General features: G+C 74.6%; 20 protein-coding genes and 1 pseudogene. 9 read left to right on the plus strand and 12 right to left on the minus strand.

The annotated features are described in order from the left end of the window. Positions 1 to 10: 10 nt before the first annotated feature. Positions 11 to 2170, minus strand: a complete 2160-nt coding sequence (gene helR / locus ACZ3J7_RS00135; protein ID WP_465615165.1) for an RNA polymerase recycling motor ATPase HelR — start codon at positions 2168 to 2170, stop codon at positions 11 to 13. Between the two features lie 307 nt (positions 2171 to 2477). Beyond that, entirely contained in the window at positions 2478 to 3428 is a 951-nt protein-coding gene (locus tag ACZ3J7_RS00140; RefSeq protein ID WP_465615167.1) for an urea transporter, read from the minus strand. 238 nt (positions 3429 to 3666) lie between these two features. Here ACZ3J7_RS00140 and ACZ3J7_RS00145 point away from each other — a divergent pair, with 238 nt between their 5' ends. Beyond that, on the plus strand, positions 3667 to 4683 hold the full coding sequence (locus tag ACZ3J7_RS00145; RefSeq protein WP_465615169.1) for an AraC family transcriptional regulator: 1017 nt from the start codon (positions 3667 to 3669) through the stop codon (positions 4681 to 4683). Positions 4684 to 4931: 248 nt separating this feature from the next. Here the strand turns inward: ACZ3J7_RS00145 and ACZ3J7_RS00150 are convergent, their stop codons facing one another. From ACZ3J7_RS00150 to ACZ3J7_RS00185, 8 genes are all read right to left on the minus strand, one after another. Further along, complete coding sequence (locus tag ACZ3J7_RS00150) at positions 4932 to 5561, minus strand: GNAT family N-acetyltransferase (RefSeq protein WP_465615171.1); 630 nt, start codon at positions 5559 to 5561, stop codon at positions 4932 to 4934. A 71-nt stretch (positions 5562 to 5632) separates the two neighbouring features. Further along, on the minus strand, positions 5633 to 6421 hold the full coding sequence (locus ACZ3J7_RS00155) for an IclR family transcriptional regulator (RefSeq protein WP_465615173.1): 789 nt from the start codon (positions 6419 to 6421) through the stop codon (positions 5633 to 5635). Positions 6422 to 6622: 201 nt separating this feature from the next. After that, on the minus strand, positions 6623 to 8083 hold the full coding sequence (locus ACZ3J7_RS00160; protein ID WP_465615175.1) for a catalase: 1461 nt from the start codon (positions 8081 to 8083) through the stop codon (positions 6623 to 6625). Positions 8084 to 8154: 71 nt separating this feature from the next. Further along, entirely contained in the window at positions 8155 to 9303 is a 1149-nt protein-coding gene (gene alc, locus ACZ3J7_RS00165) for an allantoicase (protein WP_465615177.1), read from the minus strand. 29 nt (positions 9304 to 9332) lie between these two features. Beyond that, positions 9333 to 10688, minus strand: a complete 1356-nt coding sequence (gene allB, locus ACZ3J7_RS00170; protein WP_465615179.1) for an allantoinase AllB — start codon at positions 10686 to 10688, stop codon at positions 9333 to 9335. A gap of 134 nt (positions 10689 to 10822) precedes the next feature. Further along, positions 10823 to 11947: a glycerate kinase gene (locus ACZ3J7_RS00175; RefSeq protein ID WP_465615181.1), complete on the minus strand. Its 1125-nt coding sequence runs from the start codon at positions 11945 to 11947 to the stop codon at positions 10823 to 10825. A gap of 340 nt (positions 11948 to 12287) precedes the next feature. Beyond that, complete coding sequence (locus ACZ3J7_RS00180; RefSeq protein WP_465615183.1) at positions 12288 to 13175, minus strand: 2-hydroxy-3-oxopropionate reductase; 888 nt, start codon at positions 13173 to 13175, stop codon at positions 12288 to 12290. Positions 13176 to 13268: 93 nt separating this feature from the next. Beyond that, the gene (locus ACZ3J7_RS00185; protein WP_465615185.1) at positions 13269 to 14132 is read right to left on the minus strand and encodes a hydroxypyruvate isomerase family protein; all 864 of its coding nucleotides are present in this window, start codon (positions 14130 to 14132) and stop codon (positions 13269 to 13271) included. A 178-nt stretch (positions 14133 to 14310) separates the two neighbouring features. Between ACZ3J7_RS00185 and ACZ3J7_RS00190 the strand changes: the two genes are divergently transcribed. The 8 genes from ACZ3J7_RS00190 (at position 14311) to ACZ3J7_RS00225 (ending at position 20574) form a co-directional block, all read left to right on the plus strand. After that, positions 14311 to 14580, plus strand: a complete 270-nt coding sequence (locus tag ACZ3J7_RS00190) for a thiamine-binding protein (protein WP_465615825.1) — start codon at positions 14311 to 14313, stop codon at positions 14578 to 14580. Then, on the plus strand, positions 14577 to 14948 hold the full coding sequence (locus ACZ3J7_RS00195) for a helix-turn-helix domain-containing protein (protein ID WP_465615187.1): 372 nt from the start codon (positions 14577 to 14579) through the stop codon (positions 14946 to 14948). Before ACZ3J7_RS00190 ends, ACZ3J7_RS00195 begins: the two co-directional genes overlap by 4 nt. A 153-nt stretch (positions 14949 to 15101) precedes the next feature. Then, on the plus strand, positions 15102 to 15644 hold the full coding sequence (gene uraD, locus ACZ3J7_RS00200) for a 2-oxo-4-hydroxy-4-carboxy-5-ureidoimidazoline decarboxylase (protein ID WP_465615189.1): 543 nt from the start codon (positions 15102 to 15104) through the stop codon (positions 15642 to 15644). 29 nt (positions 15645 to 15673) lie between these two features. Next, positions 15674 to 16021 carry a hydroxyisourate hydrolase gene (gene uraH / locus ACZ3J7_RS00205; RefSeq protein WP_465615191.1) on the plus strand — a complete coding sequence of 116 codons (348 nt, stop codon included), beginning with the start codon at positions 15674 to 15676 and terminating at the stop codon, positions 16019 to 16021. 31 nt (positions 16022 to 16052) lie between these two features. Beyond that, positions 16053 to 16973 carry a factor-independent urate hydroxylase gene (pucL, locus tag ACZ3J7_RS00210; RefSeq protein WP_465615193.1) on the plus strand — a complete coding sequence of 307 codons (921 nt, stop codon included), beginning with the start codon at positions 16053 to 16055 and terminating at the stop codon, positions 16971 to 16973. Positions 16974 to 17230: 257 nt separating this feature from the next. Then, complete coding sequence (locus tag ACZ3J7_RS00215) at positions 17231 to 18634, plus strand: nucleobase:cation symporter-2 family protein (RefSeq protein WP_465615195.1); 1404 nt, start codon at positions 17231 to 17233, stop codon at positions 18632 to 18634. Next, positions 18595 to 19977: an 8-oxoguanine deaminase gene (locus ACZ3J7_RS00220; protein ID WP_465615197.1), complete on the plus strand. Its 1383-nt coding sequence runs from the start codon at positions 18595 to 18597 to the stop codon at positions 19975 to 19977. The genes ACZ3J7_RS00215 and ACZ3J7_RS00220 overlap by 40 nt, the downstream gene beginning before the upstream one ends. A 171-nt stretch (positions 19978 to 20148) precedes the next feature. Beyond that, complete coding sequence (locus ACZ3J7_RS00225) at positions 20149 to 20574, plus strand: hypothetical protein (RefSeq protein WP_465615199.1); 426 nt, start codon at positions 20149 to 20151, stop codon at positions 20572 to 20574. 59 nt (positions 20575 to 20633) lie between these two features. Here the strand turns inward: ACZ3J7_RS00225 and ACZ3J7_RS00230 are convergent. Both ACZ3J7_RS00230 and ACZ3J7_RS00235 read right to left on the minus strand, forming a co-directional pair. Further along, a pseudogene (locus ACZ3J7_RS00230) lies at positions 20634 to 20960 on the minus strand (TROVE domain-containing protein); the annotation flags it as partial. Between the two features lie 228 nt (positions 20961 to 21188). Continuing rightward, the gene (locus ACZ3J7_RS00235; protein ID WP_465615201.1) at positions 21189 to 21575 is read right to left on the minus strand and encodes an allophanate hydrolase-related protein; all 387 of its coding nucleotides are present in this window, start codon (positions 21573 to 21575) and stop codon (positions 21189 to 21191) included. Positions 21576 to 21578 lie beyond the last annotated feature (3 nt).

Here is a 21578-nt window from a genome sequence, read left to right on the forward strand (position 1 = left end):
GGCCCGGTGACTAGCGCAGGATCGCCAACTGCCCGGTGGCGCGGGTCATCGCCACGTACCGGTCGACGGCGCCCTCGATGCCGTCGCCGAAGGACTCCGGGTCGACCAGCACCACCAGGTCGAACTCCAGGCCCTTGACCAGTTCGGGGCTGAGCGAGCGGACCCGGCCCCCGCCGAGGTGGGTGGGGTCGCCGATCACGCAGGCGGTGCCCTCGGGGTGCTCGGCCAGCCAGGCGTCCAGCAGCGCGTCGCGTTCGGCCCGGGTGCCGTGGTGGACGGGCAGGCCGCTGCGGCGGATCGAGGTGGGGACGTTGGCGTCCGGCAGCGCGGCCCGGATCACCGGCTCGGCCTCGGCCATCACCTCTTCGGGCGTGCGGTAGTTGACGGTCAGCGAGGTGAGCGTGACCCGGTCCAGGCCGGCCCGCTCCAGGCGTTCGGTCCACGACTCGGTGAAGCCGTGCCGGGCCTGGGCGCGGTCGCCGACGATGGTGAAGGAGCGGGACGGGCAGCGGGCGATCAGCATCTGCCACTCGGCGTCGGTGAGTTCCTGCGCCTCGTCGACCACGATGTGCGCGAACGGGCCGGCCAGCAGGTCGGGGTCGACGGGTTCGGCCTCGCTGTGGTCGATCAGCGCGTCGCGCAGGTCGGCGCCGCGCAGCATGGCGACGGCGCCCTCGCCGTCGTCGTCGGCGTTCAGCAGGTGGTCGACGACGCCGTCCATCAGTTCGCGTTCGGTGGCGATCCGGGCCCGGTGGGCGCGCTGGCGGCGGTCGGCGTCGGTGTCGCCGAGGCGGCGGCGGGCGGCGTCCAGCAGCGGCAGGTCGGCGAGCGTCCAGGCGGCGGGGTCGGCGCGCTGCAGGCGGCGGACCTCCTCGCGGTCCAGCCAGGGCGCGCACAGCCGCAGGTAGGCGGGGACGGTCCACAGGTCGCCGACCAGGTCGGTGGGCTCCAGGATCGGCCAGGCCCGGCGCAGCGCGCCGAGCAGTTCGGGGTCGCGGCGCAGTTCACGGCGGAGCACCTCGGGCGAGATGCCGTCCTCGTCGTCGAAGGAGTCGGCGTTCTTGTCCAGCAGGATGGTGATCAGCTCGTCGAGGATCTGCTGCCGGGCCTCGTTGTGCGGCACGCCGGGGCCGGGGGCGGCGAACGCCTCGGACCAGTCCTCCGGGTCGATCCACAGCTCGTACCACTCGGTGGAGAGCTTGCGGCCCTCGGCGGGCGGCTCCTCGTAGACGGCGACGGCCTTCTCGATCGCGTGCACCATCCCGGCGGCGGCCTTCAGCCGGGCCACCTCGGGGTCGGGCTCGGGTCCGACCGCGGCGCCCTCGGGCAGCAGGTCGCGCAGGGTGCAGGTCTGCACGCCCTCCTCGCCGAGGCTGGGCAGCACGTCGGAGACGTACGCCAGGTACGGCTGGTGCGGGCCGACGAACAGGACGCGGCCCTTGCGGTGGCCCAGGCGCGGGTCGGAGTACAGCAGGTGGGCGGTGCGGTGCAGGGCGACCACGGTCTTGCCGGTGCCGGGGCCGCCGTCGACCACCAGGGCGCCGCGCGAACCGGCCCGGATGATGGCGTCCTGGTCGGCCTGGATGGTGGCCAGCACGTCGCGCATCCGCTCGGAGCGGGAGCTGCCGAGGCTGGCGATGAACGCGGACTGGTCGTCCAGCGCGGCGTGCCCCTCAAGGCCGTCGGCGGTGAACACCTCGTCCCAGTAGTCGCCGACCCGGCCGCGCTGCCAGCGGTAGCGGCGGCGGCTGGCCAGGCCCATCGGGTTGGCGTGGGTGGCGGCGAAGAACGGCTCGGCGGCGGGCGAGCGCCAGTCGACCAGCAGGCGGCGGCCGTCGGCGTCGGCGAGGCCGAGGCGGCCGACGTAGACCGGCTCGGGGTCGTCGGCGCGGACGATCCGGCCCAGGCACAGGTCGTGGCCGAAGCGGTTCAGGGTGCGCAGCCGGGCGGAGAGCTGGTGTACCTCGTTGTCCCGGTCCATCGCGGCCTGCCCGGCCCCGCCGGGGCTGCGCCGCACCTCCTCCAGGCGCGCGGTCAGCTCCGCGACGTCCCGTCGCAGGGTGTCGGCGATCTCGGCGAAGTGCCGGTCGTCGGCGGCGATCAGGGCCGGGTCCGCCTTGGCGGCGAGCCGCTCGGGCAGGTCGAAGGCGCCGGTCGTCGGCTGGTTCATGGTGTGGTGACTCCGATCCGCTGCCGGGTGGGCCGCGCTCCGTCCGCGTGCTGCTCGCGGTCTGCCCCGTCTGTGCCGTTTCGCGCGGGTTCCCCGGTTCAGACCAGCGATTGTGCGGCATCGGGGGGCCCTTGCGGCAAGGCCCCCCTTGCGGTATAAGTTTGATAACGGCAGGAGAGCGCGAGCTCCCTGCCTTTCGCGTTCCCGGGGCCTTTCACGCCTTTCGGGGCCCTTCCGCCCGCATCCTGCGCCGTCCCGCCGCCCGCTGTCCAGCGGCCCTTCCGGCGGCGGCGCCCGGCGGCGCCGTTCACGCCCCGGCCGCCCGCAGCCGGGGCAGGTGCGGGACGGCGGCCAGCAGGGCCCAGGTGGTGAGGACGAACGGCCAGGTGAGGACGCGGCCGCCGAAGGGCGCGCAGAGCGTGCCGAGCGCGGCGCCCAGCCCGGTGGACAGCACCGCGCCGAACAGTGCGTAGCCCGCGTTCCAGGGGGTGCCCGGGAGGAGGACCGCGCCGAGCGCGATGCCGACCAGGACGGCGTTGTAGCCGTGCAGACCGGCGGCGATCTGCGGGCCGGGCGCGCCGAGCGCCCAGGCCGTGACCGTCCCGGCGGCCGAGCCGAGCGCGGCGGCGAGCACCACCCGGGCGCCCGCGCAGGCCAGGCCGGCCAGCATGACCAGGCCGACGTACCAGCGGTCCACCAGGAAGGCCTGCGAGACGTTGCCGAAGAAGCCGTGCCACAGGTCGGCGGGGGTGGCGGCGGTGTCGCCGACGGGGGCGGCAGGGGCGGCGGGGGCGGCGGGGGCGGCAGGGGCGGCGAGCAGGGTCGCCCCGGCGACGACGCAGAACGGCGCGGTCAGCGGAGTCAGCCCGTACGGGCGTAGCAGGGTGGTGAGCGCGGCGGTCAGCACGGTGCACAGCACGCAGCCGACGGCGGTGAGGAGGTAGGTGGCGGGGTGGTGGCCGAGCGAGCCGACCAGGGCGATGCCGGTGAGGCAGCCGGAGTAGCCCTGCAGGCCCCGGGCGGTCGAGTCGCGGTCGACGCCGAACGCGTACGCGGCGGCGGTGGAGAGCAGCGTGCCGAGGGTGGCGAACAGGCCGACCCGCCAGCCGGCCGCCCAGAGTCCGGCCAGCAGGAACGCGCCGGTGAGCAGCCGGGGTTGCAGGTCGACCTGGCCGACGCCGCGCAGCGCGGCCGTCAGGTAGGCGAGCGGTTCGCGGTCCGGGACGCGCCCCGGGGCCCGATCGGTACGGTGGGTCACTTCTCCTCCTGGTTCCTCCGTGGTCCGCGGGGGCGCGGGAGCCGCTCCGCCGCGCACCGGGGGCGGCCGGCGGACGCTGCGGTCCCGGTCCGGGCGCCCGCCCGGCCGGCCCGCCCCGACGGGGTCCGCAGCGGGGAGCGCGCGGGAGGTCACCCTCCGTCAGGTCCGTTCGTGGGGACCTGTAATGCTTGCCCCGCCATCGGGGGGCCGAGGGCGGGAACGACAGAGGTGGGCGGAGATGACCGCGACGACGGAACAGGGACATCCGGTGCGGGACCCGGAGGAATCCGAGCAGCGCTTCGAGTGCTGGCGCGAGATGATCGCGCTGACCAGGGACTGCGAGGCCAGCACCCCCTACACCGACCGGTTCGACGCCGACCTGCGCCGGCTGGAGCTCGGCCCGGTGACCTTCCTCGGCTCGTCCTTCCCGTCGTCCCGCTTCCGGCGCACCGACGCCCGGGTGCGCCGCTCCGACCCGTCCGTCTTCCACCTGACGCTGGTGGTCTCCGGGGCGCTGACGCTGTCCCGTCCGCACGAGCCGGTGCTGCACTTCCCGGCCGGCCACATCAGCCTGCTCGACAGCTCCCGCCCGTACGACCTGCGGGCGTTCGGCTGCCGGACCGAGGGGGAGCCGCAGCCGCGGATCAACGCCGTCGGCATCGACTTCCCGGTGACGCTGCTGCCGCTGCCGGCGCGCCGGCTGCGGCAGCTGTTCGGGCGCGGCTACCGGCCGACGTCGGGGCTGGCCGCGCTGATCCCGGACTTCCTGCTCAGTCTGGACCGGCAGGCCGCGCACCTCGGGCCGGGCGGCGCGGAGCGGCTCGGGCCGGTCGCCGTCGACCTGGTGTCGGCCTGGCTGGCCGAGGAGGCCGAGGCGACGGCCGAGCTCCCGCCGGCCGCCCGGCGGCGCGCCCTGGTCGAGAACGTCCGGGCGTTCGTCCGGCGCAACCTGCACGATCCCGCGCTGACGCCCGCGTCGATCGCCGAGGCGCACCACATATCGGTCAGCTACCTGCACCGGATCTTCGGCGAGGAGAACGACGGCGAAACCGTCGCCGCCTGGATCCGCCGCCGCCGCCTCGAACAGGCCCACCGCGACCTCGCCGACCCCGCGCTGCACGACACCCCCATCCACGTCCTGGCCGCCCGCTGCGGCATCCCGCGCCCCGACGACTTCAGCCGGGCCTTCCGCGCCGCGTACGGCCTCTCCCCGCGCGACCACCGCCACCGGGCCCGGTACGGCGACCGGCGGTAGACGCAGCGCCAACCCGCTGTGGACGCACCGCCAACGCCGGCCGGCCCCGGCTGACTACCGTGGTCCGCGCGGAGGCACCCCACGCCACCGCGGTCGACGTGCCGCCGCCCCGGGGATCCGGGCGGCGGACGAGGGGACACGTCGAACGGGACGGGCCCGCCGTCCGGGCCGCCCCCGGTCCGGGCGGCGGGCCTCTCCGCCGTGCCGCTGCCGCCCGGGCGTCCGGGCGCGCTGCTCGGCGGCGGGGTTCAGGGGGAGGTGCGGCGGCCCAGGTAGGTGAGCGGGCCGGGGTCGGGGACGGGGATGACGTGGAAGCCGAGGCGGTCGTAGAAGGAGCGGGCGGCGGTGTTGGCGGTGACCATGCCGAGGTGGACGCGCGGGACGCCCTTGGCGGCCAGCGCGGCGAGCAGGGTGGTCATCAACTGCCGTCCGTGGCCCGCGCGCTGGTGGCTGGGGAGCAGGTCGATGTGCAGGTGGGCGGGGTAGTCGGCGAGTTCGGGGAGCACCATCCGCTCGGGGGTGTGCATCAGGTGCAGCATGACCTCGCCGGGGGTGGCGGGCTCGCCGGCGGGCGGGGGGTAGCGGTCGGCGAGGGTGGGCAGCCACTCGTCGCGGAAGCGGCGGACGAACGCGGGGGTGTCGGCCGTGGCGAGCACGTACCCGACGGCGCGGCCGGTGCCGTCGTCCAGGACGAAGGCCAGGTCGGGTTCGAGCGCGGCGTAGGGGGCGGCGAAGATGTTCGGCAGCAGCTGGTGGTCGGGGTAGGTCTGCCGGGAGTCGCCGCCGTTCTCGGCGGTGCGCACGCAGATGTCGAACAGGGCGGGCCGGTCGGCGGGGCGGTAGGGCCGGACGCGGGGGTGGTGGGGGTGGGCGGTCATCCTCCGCATCCTGCTGTCGAAGGCCTCGTTCGACAAGCGGACGGCGGCTCGGGCGGGTGGCTGACGGCCGGTCAGACCGCCATCGCCAGCATCAGCGGTGTCGCCCGGAGCGAGAGCAGTTCGGCGGCCTCGCGCAGCCGGTGGGCCTGGTCGAGGGGCAGCGAGGTGGCCAGGCAGCCGACGGTGCCGCCGGCCACGATCGGGACGGCCGCGCAGACGGTGTCCATCGAGTACTCCTGGAGGTCGAGGACCGGGACGGTGGCGGGCTGCCGGTCGAGCCGGTGCAGCAGGCGGTCGGTCTCGGTGATGGTGCGCGCGGTGAGCCGGGCGGCGGGGTGCCGGGCCAGGTGGTCGAGCCGGGCGTCGTGGTCGAGTTGGGCGAGCAGGCACTTGCCGATCGCGGAGGCGTGCGCGGTGGCCCGGAAGTCGGCCCACTCGTGCACGGCGGGGGCGTGCTCGTCGGCGCACACGGCCTCGACCGAGAGTTCGCCGTCGTGGTAGCGGCTGAAGTAGACGGCGGCGCCGAGTTCGTCGCGCAGCTCGGCCAGCCGGTGGTGCAGCCGGGCCCGGACCATCGGCTCCCGGTACTGGGTGCCGAGCAGGGTGAACGCGCCGCCGAGCACCCAGCCGCCGTCCAGCCGGGCCAGGTACCCCTCGGTCTCCAGCTCCTCGGCCAGCAGCCGCACGTGGGCCTCGGGCAGGCTCAGTTCGCGGGCCAGTTCGGCCGACGTCGCGCCGTCCGGTCGGCGGTCGACCGCCTCCAGCAGCCGCAGGGCCCGCCGCAGCGCCCCGAACGGCCCGGACCCGCCGCCGCCCGATCCGAGCAGGTCGTCGGGCCGCCCCCCGCGCACCACCGACATCGTCGCCTCCCCCAGCCGGTACCGACTGCGTCCAGCCTACGGGCCGCACCCGCCGCGCACCGTCCCGGCACCGGATATTCGCTCGATCCGGCCACCGTCCCCTTGACAGGCATATGCCGCGCCGGGACGGGAGTTGACGGTGTGACGGTTCCGGGCGGCCCCCGGCGCGCCACACCCGCCGGGGACCGCTCGGACGTCCCGTCAGTCCTCGTCCGCCGCGCGGAGTTCCGCGACGGCCGCGGCGAGGCGGGCGCCGTACTCCGGGTCGGCGGCGTGGAAGTGCGCGAGGTTGCGCTCGACCACGTCGTCCCGGCCGACCCGGGCCAGCGAGCCGGCCAGGTTGGCGATCAGCCGGGACTTCTCGCCGTCCGTCATCAGCCGGTACAGCTCGCCGGCCTGGTAGTAGTCGTCGTCCTTGCCGTGCGCGGGCGTGGGGTAGGTGCCGGTGTGGCCGGAGACCGGCTGCGGGGCGTGCGGGGCCTCGTCGGTCTGGACCGGGCCGCCGTACGAGTTGGGCTCGTAGTTCTTGTTCCGGCCGTTCGGGTTGAGCGCGGCGAGGCCGTCCTGCCCGTAGTTGGCCGCCCCGGTGGCGCGCGGGGCGTTGACCGGCAGCTGGGTGTGGTTGACGCCGAGCCGGTAGCGCTGGGCGTCGGCGTACGCGAACAGGCGGCCCTGCAGCATCCTGTCGGGCGACGGGCCGATGCCGGGCACGAAGTTGTTCGGCGAGAACGCGGCCTGCTCGACCTCGGCGAACACGTTCTCCGGGTTGCGGTTGAGCACCAGCCGGCCGACCTTGACCAGCGGGTAGTCGGCGTGCGGCCACACCTTGGTCAGGTCGAACGGGTTGAACCGGTAGTCGGCGGCGTCCTCGACCGGCATCAGCTGCACGTACAGCGTCCAGGACGGGAACACCCCGCGCTCGATCGCCTGGTGCAGGTCGCGCTGGTGGCTGTCGGCGTCGCCGCCGGCGGCCTCGGCGGCCTGGCCGGCGTCCAGCGAGCGGATGCCCTGGTTGGTCTTGAAGTGGTACTTCACCCAGTGGGCGCGGCCCTCGGCGTTGACCCACTGGTAGGTGTGCGAGCCGTAGCCGTTCATGTGCCGGTACGAGGCCGGGATGCCGCGGTCGCCGAACAGCCAGGTGATCTGGTGGGTCGAGGCCGGTGAGTGCGCCCAGAAGTCCCAGACGTTGTCGGCTTCCTGGGTCCCGGTGTACGGGTCGCGCTTCTGCGAGTGGATGAAGTCGGGGAACTTCAGCGGGTCCTTGATGAAGAACACCGGGGTGTTGTTGCCGACCAGGTCGTAGTTGCCCTGCTCGGTGTAGAACTTCACCGCGAAGCCGCGCGGGTCGCGCACCGCGTCGGTCGAGCCCAGCGCCCCGGCGACGGTCGAGAAGCGCAGGAACAGCTCGGTGCGCTTGCCGACCGCCGAGAGGAACGCCGCCCTGGTGTACTGCGCGACCTCGTCGGTCACCTCGAAGTACCCGTACGCGCCCGAGCCGCGGGCGTGCACCACCCGCTCCGGGATCCGCTCCCGGTTGAACCGGGCCAGCTTCTCCAGCAGGTGCTGGTCCTGCAGCAGCAGCGGGCCGTACTCGCCGGCCGAGGCGCTGTTCTGGTTGTCGGCGACGGGCGCGCCGGACTCGGTGGTGAGGGTTCTGGGCATGGGTGATCCTTATTCGAGCAGGTGGGAGGAGGGTTCGGGCCCGGGCGGCGTTCTTCCGGCGGCCCGCGGGCTCAGCTCGCGTAGAGCGGGCGGATGGCCGTCGCGTCGGTGAGCGGGCGGGCCTCGGCGGGGTCGGTCGGGAGGCCGGCGTCCGCGAGGGCGCGGCGGGCCTCGGAGGGCGGGAGCGCGTTGAACCAGCGCAGCGCGAGGGCGTCCTGGCCGGCGGCGGTGAGGCGGCCGGTGAGGCGCAGGCGGGCGAGGCCGCCGTCGGGGTAGACGTTGATCCGCACGTGGGTGACGGGGGTGCCCGCCGGGAGCCGGAAGCGGTGGCGGGTGTCGGGCTGCAGGCGGGTGCGCGGCAGCAGGACGGTCTCGGTCCCGCTGTCGCTGCCGACGAGTTCGGCCCAGCCGGGGGCGTTGGCGACGAAGCAGGAGGTGTCCACCTCCGCCGCCAGCACCTCGCCGCCCCCGGCCAGGGCCACCTGCACCCAGTCGTTGGCCTTGTCGCGCCGACGCCGGGTCTCCCAGCCGTCGCCCATGACGGTGGCGCGGCCGGGAGCGTTCAGGTTGTGCGGGGAGGAGAAGTAGCGGTCGGAGGCGGCCTCGGCGACGCCGCCGTACTCCTGGGCGGCGAGGTCGAAGGTGAGGCCGGCCAGGTCGCGCGGGTCGGGCAGCACCTCGCCGTGCACCCGCAGGCGGGCGACGCCGCCGTCCGGCCAGATGTTCAGGCGGACGTGGGTGTAGCGGGTGGGGTCGTCGACCGGGAACCGGTGCGCGGTGTCGCCCTGGAGCGCGGTGCGCGGGACGAGGTCGGTCCAGTCGGCGGCGGCCAGCTCCTCGGGCGAGGGGTGGCCGGGCACGGACGCGGCCTGGACGGACGCGGTCTCGGGGTAGTTGCCGGTGAAGTGCGCGGTGTCGACGACCACGCCGCGGATCCGGCCCGCGACGCCGAGCCGGACGACGGCCCAGTCGTGGTCCTCGTCGGTGGGGTGCGGCTGCTCGGGGCCGGCACCCCGGCGGCGGCGGGACTCCCAGCCGTCCATGATCTGGCCCTTGTGGCCGAAGGTGTGCGGGCGGAACTCGGCGGGCTTGGCGACCAGCAGGTTCTCGGCGTCCGCGAAGGTGTCCTCATTGGTGGCGACCACGCCCGCGCCGAGCAGCCGGGAGGCCAGGTCGACCAGCTCGGTGAACGGCGCGTTCGAGGTCAGGTCAGTACGCAACTGGTGCTCCTTCTGTCAGGCGTGCGGTGTCAGGGTCGGACGAGCTGCCGGCCGTGCGGGGCGCCGTCGGGGTCGACGGGGCGGCCGCGCAGCCAGGTGCGGTGGACCAGCCCGGTGAGGGTGCGGCCCGCGTAGGGGGTGACCGGGTTCTTGTGGTGGAGGCGTTCGGCGCGGACGGCGAGTTCGCCGTCGGGGTCGAAGGCGACCAGGTCGGCGTCGTACCCGGGCGCGATGGCGCCCTTGGTGCCGGTCAGGCCGACCAGGGCGGCGGGTCCGGCGGACATCCAGCGGACCACGTCGGCGAGGGTGTGGCCGCGGCGGCGGGCCTCGGTCCAGACGGCGGGCAGGCCGAGCTGGAGCGAGGCGATGCCGCCCCAGGCGGCGGCGAAGTCGCCGCTGCCGCCGTCCCGCCGGAGCAGTTTCAGGTCGGGGGTGGAGGGCGAGTGGTCGGAGACCACGGCGGCGAACTCGCCGGCCGCGAGGGCCTGCCAGAGCAGGTCGCGGTTGGACTCGTCGCGGATCGGCGGGCAGCACTTGAAGGCGGTGTCCCCGTCGGGGACCTCCTCGGCGGCCAGCGTCAGGTAGTGCGGGCAGGTCTCGGCGGTGACGTCGACGCCGTCCGCCCTGGCCTGCCGGAGCAGCGGCAGCACGGCGGCGGAGGAGACGTGCAGGACGTGCACCCGGGCGCCGGTGCGGCGGGCGGCGGCCAGCAGCGCGGCGACGGCGGCGGCCTCGGCGTCGTCCGGGCGGGAGGCCAGGAAGTCGCGGTAGTGGCTGCCGGGCACCTGGGGGGCGGCGTCCAGCACGGCCGGGTCCTCGGCGTGGATGATCGCCAGGGCGCCGATCCGGGCCTGCTCGGCGAGCGCGGACTCCAGGTCGGCCGGGGTGGCCAGGTGCGGGAACTCGTCCACCCCGGACGGCGCCAGGAACGACTTGAAGCCGAACACGCCCGCGCGGTGCAGCGGTTCGAGGTCGCCGGTGTTGCCGGGGACGGCGCCGCCCCAGAAGCCCAGGTCGACCCAGGCCTGCCCGTCGGCGGTCTTCCGCTTGGCGTCGAGGCCCTCGACCGTGGTGGTCGGCGGGATCGAGTTGAGCGGCATGTCGACGACCGTGGTGACGCCGCCGGCCGCGGCGGCCCTGGTCGCCGAGGCGAAGCCCTCCCAGTCGGTGCGGCCGGGCTCGTTGACGTGCACGTGGGTGTCGACCAGGCCGGGCAGCAGTGCGGTGTCGCCGAGGTCGGTGAGCCGCCGGTCGCCGCCGGACAGCGTGCCGTGGGCGGCGACCCGCTCGATCCTCCCGTCCCGCACCAGCACGTCGGCGGGGCGTTCGCCGTCCGGCAGGACCACTCGCCGGGAGCGGATCACCGCGCTGTCGCCGATGGGCATGAGGGGACCTCCGAGCGTCGTGGGGAGCGGGGGTGGGTCGAAGGAGTGCTGGGAGCCTAGGCTCGCCTTCAACAAAACGTCAATGTGTGAACGTACGAGGATTCGGCGGGGCGTCAGGGCCGCCGGCGCGGGTCTCAGGCCAGCAGCGCGGCCGCCAACCGCTCCCCCGCCAGCTCCGCCAACTCACCCGCCCGGGCCATCGAATCGGCCGGGTCGGCCGCCAGGTCGGCCAGCGCCAGCGCCCGGACGAAACCCGCCGCCCGCCACTCCCGCTCGGCCAGCTCCAGCCGGCCCGCCACCGCCGCCACCGGCACCCCGGCCCGGGCCGCCGCCGCGGCCACGCCCGCCGGGGCCTTGCCGTGCAGGGTCTGCGCGTCCAGGCAGCCCTCGCCGGTCACCACCAGGCGGGCGCCGCGCACCGCCCGCTCGAAGCCCAGCAGCTCCAGCAGCAGCTCGATGCCCGGACGCATCGTCGCCCCCAGCAGCGCCAGCGCCGCGAAGCCCACCCCGCCGGCCGCACCCGCGCCCGCCGCGCCGCGGACGTCACGGCCCGTCAGCCCGGCGACCGCGTCCGCCCAGCGGGTCAGCCCCTCCTCCAGCACCAGCAGGTCCGCGGCGTCCGCGCCCTTCTGCGGGCCGTACACGGCGGCCGCGCCGCGCGGGCCGAGCAGCGGGTTGTCCACGTCGCACGCGACCACCACCTCCACCCCGCGCAGCCGCTCCGCCAGCGCCCCGGGCTCCACCCGGGCCAGCCGGCGCAGCGCGGCCCCGCCGGGCGGCAGCGGCGCCCCGTCCGCGTCGTACAGCCCGACGCCGAGCGCCTGCACCAGGCCCGCCCCGCCGTCGGTGCAGGCACTGCCGCCCAGGCCCAGCACCACCCGGGTCGCCCCGAGCGAGACCGCCTTCGCCACCAACTGGCCCACCCCGTACGAGCCCGCCGCGAGCGGCGCCGTCCGGCCCCCCGGCAGCCGGGCCAGGCCCGAGGCCTGCGCCAGCTCGACCACCGCCGTGTCGCCCCGCAGCGCCAGCCCCGCGACCACCGGCAGCCCGGTCGGGCCGGCAACCTTCACCTCCGTCCGGGAGAACCCGGCCGCGAGCGCCGCCGCCAGCGTCCCCTCCCCGCCGTCGGCCACCGGCAGCTCCCGCACCTCCAGCCCGGGCACCGCCCGCCGGATCCCCGCCGCGAGCCGCGCCGCGACCTCGGCGCCCTCCAGCGATCCCTTGAACTTGTCGGGGGCGACGACCACATGACCTCGCACGGTACGGGCCTTTCTTGCCGGAGGAATGCCTGGTTGCGCGTACTGGCCCGTTCGGGGGCCGGGGAACGGCGGGTCCGTGCCGCGGGACGCCGGACCCCACCGGAAGGTCCATGCTGCTGCGCGCCTTCGAGAACGGGAAGCCGAAACGGCGCGACGCCTCCGGTCCCTGGGGTCGCGGCCCCTGGAGCCGCGACCCCTGGAGTCCCCTCCCCGCCGGCCTCCCGCCCCGCTTCCGACGCGCGGGAGGCTCCCCCTCGGCGGGGAGGGACCTGGACCCCCTGGTGGCGCGGGCACGACCGGACCGGTGCGCGCCGCCAGGGGGAGCCCGTGGCCCGACGGCCTACTTGACCTCGCGGCCGGAGAGCCGCTCGACCCCGCGCAGCAGCGCGGAGTGGTCGAGCGAGCCGTCGCCGTTGGCGCGGGCGGAGGCGACCAGCTGGGCGGCGACCGCGCCGAGCGGCAGCGCGGCGCCGACCGCGCGGGCGGCGTCGGTGACGATGCCCATGTCCTTGTGGTGCAGGTCGATCCGGAAGCCGGGCGCGAACTCGCGGGCCAGCATGTTGCCCTTCTTGCGGTTCAGCACGGTGGAGCCGGCCAGTCCGCCGCCGAGCACGTCGAGCGCGGCGGCGAGGTCGACGCCGGCGTTCTCCAGGAAGACCACGGCCTCGGCGAGGACCTGGATGTTGACCGCGACGATCAGCTGGTTCGCGGCCTTGACGGTCTGGCCGGCGCCGGCCGGGCCGACGTGCACGACGGTGGTGCCGAGCGCGTCGAACAGCGGCTTGGCCTCGGCGAAGTCGGCGTCCGCGCCGCCGACCATGATGGAGAGCACCGCCTCGACCGCGCCGGCCTCGCCGCCGGAGACGGGGGCGTCCAGGGCGCGGAGGCCGGCGGCCCGCGCGGCCGCGTCGACCTTGATCGAGGTCTGCGGGGTGATGCTGGACATGTCGATGACCAGCGCGCCGGGCCTGGCGTGCGCGAGGACGCCGTCCTCGCCGAGGATCGCCTGCTCGACCTGCGGGTCGGCGGGGACCATCGTGATGACGACCTCGGCGTCGGCGACGGCCTCGGCGATCGAGCCGGCGCCGTGGCCGCCGGCCGCGACCAGGGCGTCGATGGGCTCCTGGGTGAGGTTGTAGCCGGTGACGTGGTGGCCGGCCCCGACCAGGTTGACGGCCATGGGCTTGCCCATGATGCCGAGGCCGATGAAGGCGATCTTGCGGCTCATCGCGTGCGGTCCTTAGGTGTGAGGGTCTCGGTACGGGGAGGGCTGGCTCAGCGGGCCCGGCGCTCGGCGCTCGGCGTGCGGCGGGCCCGGCGTTCAGCGCGCGGCGCGCAGCTCGCGCGGCAGCCAGTCGAAGCTCTCGGCGCTGACGCCGCCGGCCGGGCGGTACTCGAGGCCGACCAGGCCCCGGTAGCCGGCGGCGGTGAGGCGGGCGAACAGGTCCTCGAAGTCGAGGTCGCCGGTGCCGGGTTCGTTGCGGCCGGGGGTGTCGGCGATCTGCACGTGGCCGATCCGGTCGGCGTACGCGTCGATCACGGCGGCCGGGTCCTCGCCGTTGCGGGCGAGGTGGTAGAGGTCGCAGAGGAACCTGGCGTTGCCGAGGCCGGTGGCGGCGTTGACCTTGTCGACGACGTCGACCGCGGCGGCGGCGGTCACCAGCGGGTAGTCCGGGGACTCGGCCGCGTTGAGGGTCTCGACCAGCAGGACGGCGCCGACGGAGTGCGCGGCCCGGGCGGCCAGGGTGAGGTTCTCCAGGGCGAGGGCGTCCTGCTCGGCCGGGTCGGCGCCGGGGACGCGGTTGCCGTAGAGGGCGTTCAGCGCGCCGGTGCCGAGGCGTTCGGCGAGGGAGACGGCGACCGGGATGTTCTCCCGGAAGCGCTCGCTCTCGGCGGGGACGGACAGCGTGCCGCGGGCGCCGCGGGCCAGGTCGTCCAGGAAGTTCAGGCCGGTCAGCCGGACCCCGGCGGTCTCGAACGCCTCGACCAGCGCGTCGGTCTCGTCGTCGCCGGGGGCGTGCTCGGTGCCGAAGGGCCACCAGAGTTCGGCCGCGTCGAAGCCGGCCGCCGCGGCGGCCGCGGGCCGCTCCAGCAGGGGCAGTTCGCCGAACAGGATGGACAGGTTGACCGTGAAGCGGTGCTGGGCGGCAGCGGTCACGTCGTTCACCTCTCGCTCTCTCGCCATGCAACTTCCACGATCCGGAAGCTGGATTCTGCTTGACGGAAGCTTCTCCGTCGCCCGGCCGGACTGTCAAGGACGCCGCAACAATTTGTTGAAGCAGCTGAAGCCGCCGCCGCCCGCCCCGGCCGCCCTGTCCGATCACCCAGGACCGCCGGGTCGATAAGCTGGGCGGGTGCGATTGATGGTGGAGTTCACGACAGAGCCGTTCGAACTGGACGGGTTCCCCGAGCACGCCAAGGCCGCGCGCCGCGCGGTGGACGAGGCCGGGCTCGCCGTCTCGGTCGGGCCGTTCGGCACCAGCGCCGAGGGCGACGCCGAGCAGGCCCTGGCCGCCGTCACCCGCCTGCTGCGGGAGACCCTGGCGGCGGGGGCGAGCCGGATCTCGGTCCAGGTCAGCGTGCTGGACGGGGAGCCCGGGACCGAAGGACCCGAAGGAGGGGATAAGCAGTGAGCGAGGCCCTGAACCACCCGCTCACCGCCGCCCTGGAGCCCCTGCTGGCCGCGGTCGGCGCGACCGCGATCGAGCCGGCCGAGGCCCGCGCGGAGGACGTCGTGCTGGAGTGGGACGGCGCGCCGGCCGTCGCGGTGCGCCTGCCGCACCTGAGCAGCGCGCTGGACCGGCTGCTGGCGGAGATGACCCGGCAGTTCGACGGCCGGCCGCTGGCCGAGCTGGACCGCGCCGAGAAGCAGCGGGTGGTCGCCCTGCTGGAGGAACGCGGCGCGTTCACCGTCCGCCACGGCGTGGAGACGGTCGCGTCGGCGCTCGGGGTCAGCCGGTTCACGGTGTACAACTACCTGAACCGGCAGGAGAAGGCCTGACCCGCCGCGGCCGCTCTTGGCGGATCGCACACGGCGCCGGGTCGCGTACCCGGCGCCGTGCGCTGTCACCACAAACAGTTCAACAAAGTGTTGACGGCCTGTTGCGGCCGATCTAGCTTGTGCGGGTGGCACCAACCCTCAGGAGGTCCCTCCGTGACCAAGCCACCCCCCGCCCTCCCCGCGCCGCCCGCGTCACCCGCGCCCCGCGCCCTGGCCGACCTGTCGGCCGCCGACCCGGCCGCGCTGCGGGAGGTCCTGCTGGAGGTCTGCTCCAGCCCCGCCTGGGCCGACGCCGTCGCGGCGTCCCGCCCCTGGCACGACCGCGAGGAGCTGCTCGCCGCCAACGCTAAGGCGACGGCGGAGCTCACCGGGGCCGACCTGCGCGACGCGATGGCCGGCCACGCCCGGATCGGCACCCCCAAGGCGGGGGACGCCGCCTCCGAGCGCGAACAGGCCGGCGTCCGGGGCGTCGACCCGTCCGTACTGGACGAGTTGCGCACGGCCAACGCCGCCTACGAGGCCAAGTTCGGCCACGTGTTCCTGATCTGCGCGACCGGCCGCACCGCGGCCGGCATGCTCGCCGCGCTGCGCGAGCGGTACCCGAACGACGCCGCCACCGAGGCGGAGACCGTCCGGGGCGAGCTGCGGAAGATCAACGACATTCGCATCGACCGACTGCTTGACGCCACCCCGTGAACTGACGGACAGTCACTTCCTGCCATTCAGTGAGGTTCCCACTCGTGACCGGCATCTCCACGCATGTGCTCGACACCAGCCTCGGCCGCCCGGCCGAGGGCGTTCCGGTCGAGCTGGCACTGCACACCGAGGGTGGTTGGAAGGTGCTCGGCACCTCCGCCACGGACTCCGACGGCCGGGTCCAGGACCTGCCGGCCGCGGAGGCGGGCTCGGTCGTCCGGCTGCTCTTCGACACCGCGGCGTACTACGCGGGGTCGGCCGGGCAGCCGTTCTTCCCCGAGGTCTCGATCGTCTTCACGGTCGCGCCCGCGCAGCACCACTACCACGTGCCGTTGCTGCTCAACCCGTTCGGCTACTCGGTCTACCGCGGAAGCTAGGTAGACCGTCTGGACCCCTAGGAGCCACCCCATGGCCCACGTGCTCGGTCAGAACCAGTACGGCAAGGCGGAGAACCGCATCGTCCGGGTCTACCGCGACTCGACCCGCCACGAGATCAAGGACCTGAACGTCTCGGTCTCGCTGCGCGGCGAGTTCGAGGACGTCCACCTCACCGGCTCGAACGCCAACTGCCTGCCCACCGACACCACCAAGAACACCGTGTACGCCTTCGCCAAGGAGCACGGCATCGACTCCGCCGAGGGCTTCGGCGTCCTGCTGGCCCGGCACTTCGTCGACTCCACCGAGCGCGGCGTGGTGCACTCCGCCCGGATCCGGATCGAGGAGTACGGCTGGGAGCGGATCAGGACCCCCGACTCGTCCTCCCGGTTCATCGGCTCCGAGGAGGTCGGCCACTCCTTCGTCCGCAAGGGCCAGGAGGTGCGCACCACCGAGGTGGTGTACGACGGGGACCGGTTCCGGGTCGTCTCCGGCCTCAAGGACCTGGTGGTGATGAACACCACCAACTCCGAGTTCTGGGGCTACATCAAGGACAGGTACACCACCCTCCAGGAGGCGTACGACCGCATCCTGGCCACCCAGGTGACCGCCCGCTGGGCGTTCGGCTTCCACGGCCGCGACGGCGAGCCGGAGCCGAACTGGAACCGCTCGTACCAGCAGGTGCGCCGCCACCTGCTGGAGGCCTTCGCCGAGACCTACTCCTACTCGCTGCAGCAGACCCTGCACGCGATGGGCACCCGGGTGCTGAACAACCGCGCCGAGGTGGACGAGGTCCGCCTGGAGCTGCCGAACAAGCACCACTTCCTGGTCGACCTGGAGCCGTTCGGACTGAAGAACGACAACGAGGTCTACTTCGCCGCCGACCGGATGTACGGCCTGATCGAGGGCACCGTGCACCGCGAGGGCGTCACCCCGGTCATCCCGGTCGCCTGACGCACCGCCGGCTCCCGCACCGCCGGCCCCGCACCCGCACCCGCACCCGCACCGCCGAACTTCGCCGACCGCACCGCGCTCGACTCTCCCTCCCCCACACCGTTCGGAGACCGTGCCCGCCCTCACGGCGGCAGTCCCGGGGGCCGGAGAGCAGTCCGGGGGGACTCTCCACCGTCGTCCCGCCCTCCGGCCGATCCACACCACTCTCCAGCGCCCGGGTTGCGCCGAGAGCCTGGGGCAGCAAAGGGGCTACTTCCATGGCACTCCGCACCACCCCCACTGACGACGGTTCCACCCCCACCCACCCGGTCGACGAGGTGCTCTCCCCGCCGAAGCTGTTCGGCACCGGGCTGCAGCACGTCGCCGCGATGTACGCCGGCGTGGTCGCTCCACCCCTGATCGTGGGCGCGGGCGTCGGGCTGACCCCCGGCGAACTCGCCCTGCTGATCTCGGCCAGCCTGTTCACCGCCGGGCTGGCCACCCTCCTGCAGACCCTCGGCGTCTGGCGGATCGGGGCCCGGCTCCCGTTCGTCAACGGCGTCTCGTTCGCCGGCGTCGCGCCGATGCTGGCGATAGCCAAGGAGCACGGCCCGCGGGACGCCCTCCCGGTGGTCTTCGGGGCGGTGATCGTCGCGGGGGTCCTGTGCCTCCTCGCGGCACCGTACTTCTGCCGGCTGGTCCGGTTCTTCCCGCCGGTCGTGCAGGGCACCGTGATCACCCTCATCGGGGTGTCCCTGCTGCCGGTCGCGGTGAACTGGGCGCGCGGCGGATCACCGGGCGCGCCCGGCTACGGCTCGGCGAAGGCGGTCGGCCTGGCCGCGTTCACACTGGCCGCCGTAGTGCTGGGCAACCGGCTGCTGCGGGGCTTCTGGCAGCAGATGTCCCTGCTGATCGGGCTGGCGCTGGGCACCCTGGCCGCCTTCCCGCTCGGCCTGGCCGACTTCTCGGGGATCGGCGACGCGCAGGTGTTCGCGCTGCCCTCGCCGTTCCACTTCGGCGGGCCGCGGTTCGACGCCGCGGCCATCGCGTCGATGTGCATCGTCATGGTGGTCTCGATGACCGAGTCCACCGCGGACATGCTGGCGCTGGGCCGGATCGTCGACCGCGAGGCCGACGAGTCGACCCTGGCGGCGGGGCTGCGCGCGGACGGCCTGGCCACCGCGGTCAGCCCGGTGTTCAACGGCTTCGCGTGCAGCGCGTTCGCCCAGAACATCGGCCTGGTGGCGCTCACCAAGGTGCGCAGCCGCTTCGTGGTCGCGACCGGCGGCGGCATCCTGGTCCTGCTGGGCCTGTTCCCGGTGCTCGGCGCGCTGGTGTCGCTGGTGCCGCAGCCGGTGCTGGGCGGCGCGGGGATCGTCCTGTTCGGCACGGTCGCGGCGTCCGGCATCCGCACCCTCGCGGAGGCCGGGATGGAGTCCACCTCGCACACCATCCTGGTGTCGGTCGCGCTCGGGGTAGGAATCATCCCGATCGCCGCACCGACCTTCTACGACGGGTTCCCGGAGGCCGTCCGCACCCTGATGCACTCCGGCATCTCGGCCGGCTGCCTGGCCGCGGTGCTGCTCAACCTGCTGTTCCACCACGTCGGCTCCGCCGGCCGTTCCCTCCAAGGAGTACCCCCATGGCAGTCCAGCCCCCAGCCGCCGACCGGCGGATCGTGATCGAGAACGTCGCGATCGCCACCGTCGACGCCCACGACACCGAGTACGCCCGCGGCCACGTGGTGCTGCTCGGCAACACCATCGAGTCGGTCGGCGACGGTCCCGCGCCCGCCTGGCTGGAGAACGTGGCGCGACGGATCAACGGCGAGGGGCACCTGCTCACCCCCGGGCTGGTCAACACGCACCACCACTTCTACCAGTGGATCACCCGCGGCCTGGCCCAGGACGACATCCTGTTCGACTGGCTGGTGGCGCTGTACCCCACCTGGGCGCGGATCGACGAGGACCTGGTGCACGCCGCCACCCAGGGCTCCGCCGCGGCGCTGCTCAAGTCGGGCTGCACCACCGCCTCCGACCACCACTACGTGTTCCCGCGCGGCGGCGGCGACGTGCTCGGCGCCTCGGTGGCCGGCGTCCAGGAGCTCGGCCTGCGGTTCACCGCGCTGCGCGGCTCGATGGACCGCGGCGAGAAGGACGGCGGCCTGCCGCCGGACCACGCGGTCGAGGGGACCGACGAGATCCTCGCGGCGTCCGAGAGCGCCGTCGACAAGTGGCACGACGCCTCGTTCGGCTCGATGCTGCAGGTCGCCATCGCGCCCTGCTCCCCGTTCTCGGTCTCGACCGAACTGATGCGGCAGTCGGCCGAGTTGGCCCGCCGCAAGGGCGTGCGGCTGCACACCCACGGCTCGGAGACCGCCGAGGAGGAGGAGTTCTGCAAGCAGCTGTTCGGGATGGGCCCCACCGACTACTTCGAGTCGACGGGCTGGCTCGGCGAGGACGTGTGGATGGCGCACTGCGTCCACATGAACGACTCCGACATCGCGAAGTTCGCCGAGACCGGCACCGGCGTCGCGCACTGCCCGTCCTCCAACGCCCGCCTGGCGGCCGGCATCGCCCGCGTCCCCGACATGCTGAGGGCCGGCGTCCCGGTCGGCCTCGGCGTGGACGGCACCGCCTCCAACGAGTCCGGCGAACTGGGCACCGAACTGCGCAACGCCCTGCTGATCAACCGCCTGCACGGCCGCCCCGACGCGCTGACCGTCCGCCAGGCGCTGCGCCTGGGCACCATGGGCGGCGCCCGCGTCCTGGGCCGGCAGGCCGAGATCGGCTCGATCGAGGCCGGCAAGCTCGCCGACCTCGCCCTGTGGAAGGTCGACGGCGTCCTGCACTCCTCGATCGCCGACCCGGTCGCCGCCCTCGTCCTGGGCGCGCTCCCCCCGCTGGCCGCCCTCTTCGTGAACGGCAACGCGGTGGTCGAGCACGGCCGCCTCACCACCGTCGACGAGGACCGCGTCGCCCTCGCCGCCGCCCGCGCCGCCCGCGACCTCGCCGCCCGCGGCTGACGCCCGCCCAGAGCCCCGGGGGCCCGCCGCCAGGGACGACGGCGAGCCCCCGGCCCCCGGCCCCGGACCCACGGCGAAGGGTCCGGGGCCGACCCACGCCCGTCCGCTCCGCCGTGTACCCTCCGGTCATCCGACCTGACGCGACGTCAGCCGAGTGCGAGGAGAACGGACATGGGCGCGAGCGGCTGGGAGTACCTGACCCCCTACCGGGGCACCCCGCAGGGCACGCTCGACGCCCTGCACCGGGAGGTGTTCGCCGGGGCGCGGTGGAACGGGGCCGGCGAGTACGAGTCGCTGGAGGAGCTGTGGGAGGACGGGGAGTTCATGGGGACGGAGGGCACCCACTCGATCCTGGACGTCCCCCGCAGCGCGCTGGCCGCCGAGCCCGCGCGGGACGGGTTCGTCCAACCGCTGCCCGCCGCACGCCTGTCGCACCACTTCGGGACGGAGCGGCCGACCGTCGCGCAGTACCTGCGGGCGATGGAGGGCGACGCGCTGCGGCTGGAGGCGGACCTGCGCGGGAACGGCCGGTACGTGCTGCTCTACACCGACGGCGAACCGACCCACTGGGGCGTGTTCGGCTTCTCCGGCGACTGACAACCCCGACCCTCCGGCCCGGCCGGGACCTCCCCCGCCGGAGGCGACCGACTCCGCCGCTAGGGCCGCACTTTCGGGTGCTTCTTGGAGCTCTCCTGGTCCCGCTCCCACGGCCATCCCGCGTTCCGCCCGGCTTCCAGCAGCGGGATGAGCCGGAACGCGGCGTCGGTCAGGCCGCCGAAGGTGTGGCGGTGGCCGGTGCCGGAGGGGGCGTGGCCGGGGCGGTAGCCGGCCAGGTTCCAGGTGTAGCAGGGGACGTGGGCGGGGACGGGTTCCAGCGGGTCGCGGGCGGGGCCGCCGCGGGTCTGTTCGTCGGTGACGATCACCACCCGGTCGTGGCCGCGGTAGTGGTCGCGGACGGCCGCCGCGGTGTCGGTGCCGGGCAAGGTCGAGCCGGTGGGGCCCTGGCGGCCCGCTGCGGCGGAGGCGAACAGTTCGGTGGTCTGTCCCGTTGAGCTACCGCCCGCGCGGGCAGGGACGACCAGGATGCGAACCTGCAACCGCCGATTCCGGAAGCAACCCCCGCCTGCGCACCCGGACGTGCACCACCCTAGCCCGGGGGTGCCCCCCGTCCGCACCTGCTTTTCTCCCGCGCCGCGGGCGTCCGGTGCCGCTCAGGCCTCGCGGCCCAGGGTGGCCAGGTAGGCGCGCCAGCCGCCGTGTTCGGTGATCTCGCGGTGCACGCCGCGTTCGAGCTGGCCGCGGGCCAGCACCATCGACAGCGAAGCGGTGCCGTCGGCCAACTCGATGACTCCCAGCTCCAGTTCGAGGGGCTCGCCGGGGAGGACGGCGTCCCGCAGGTGCTCCAGCGGGAGGTCGTACAGCTCGCCCTCGACGGCGGTGTCGACGGTCGGGTCGGCGAGCAGCGCGGGGCACTCGTCGCGGATGGAGAAGAAGCGGTAGCCGGGGGCGGTGCGGGCCGGGCCGACCAGGTGGCCGTGGACCTTGGCGTGGAACGGGCCGCCGGTCATCGCCTGGCCGTTGAAGAAGACGCGTGCCATGGT

Source organism: Kitasatospora sp. NPDC015121 (assembly GCF_055562955.1).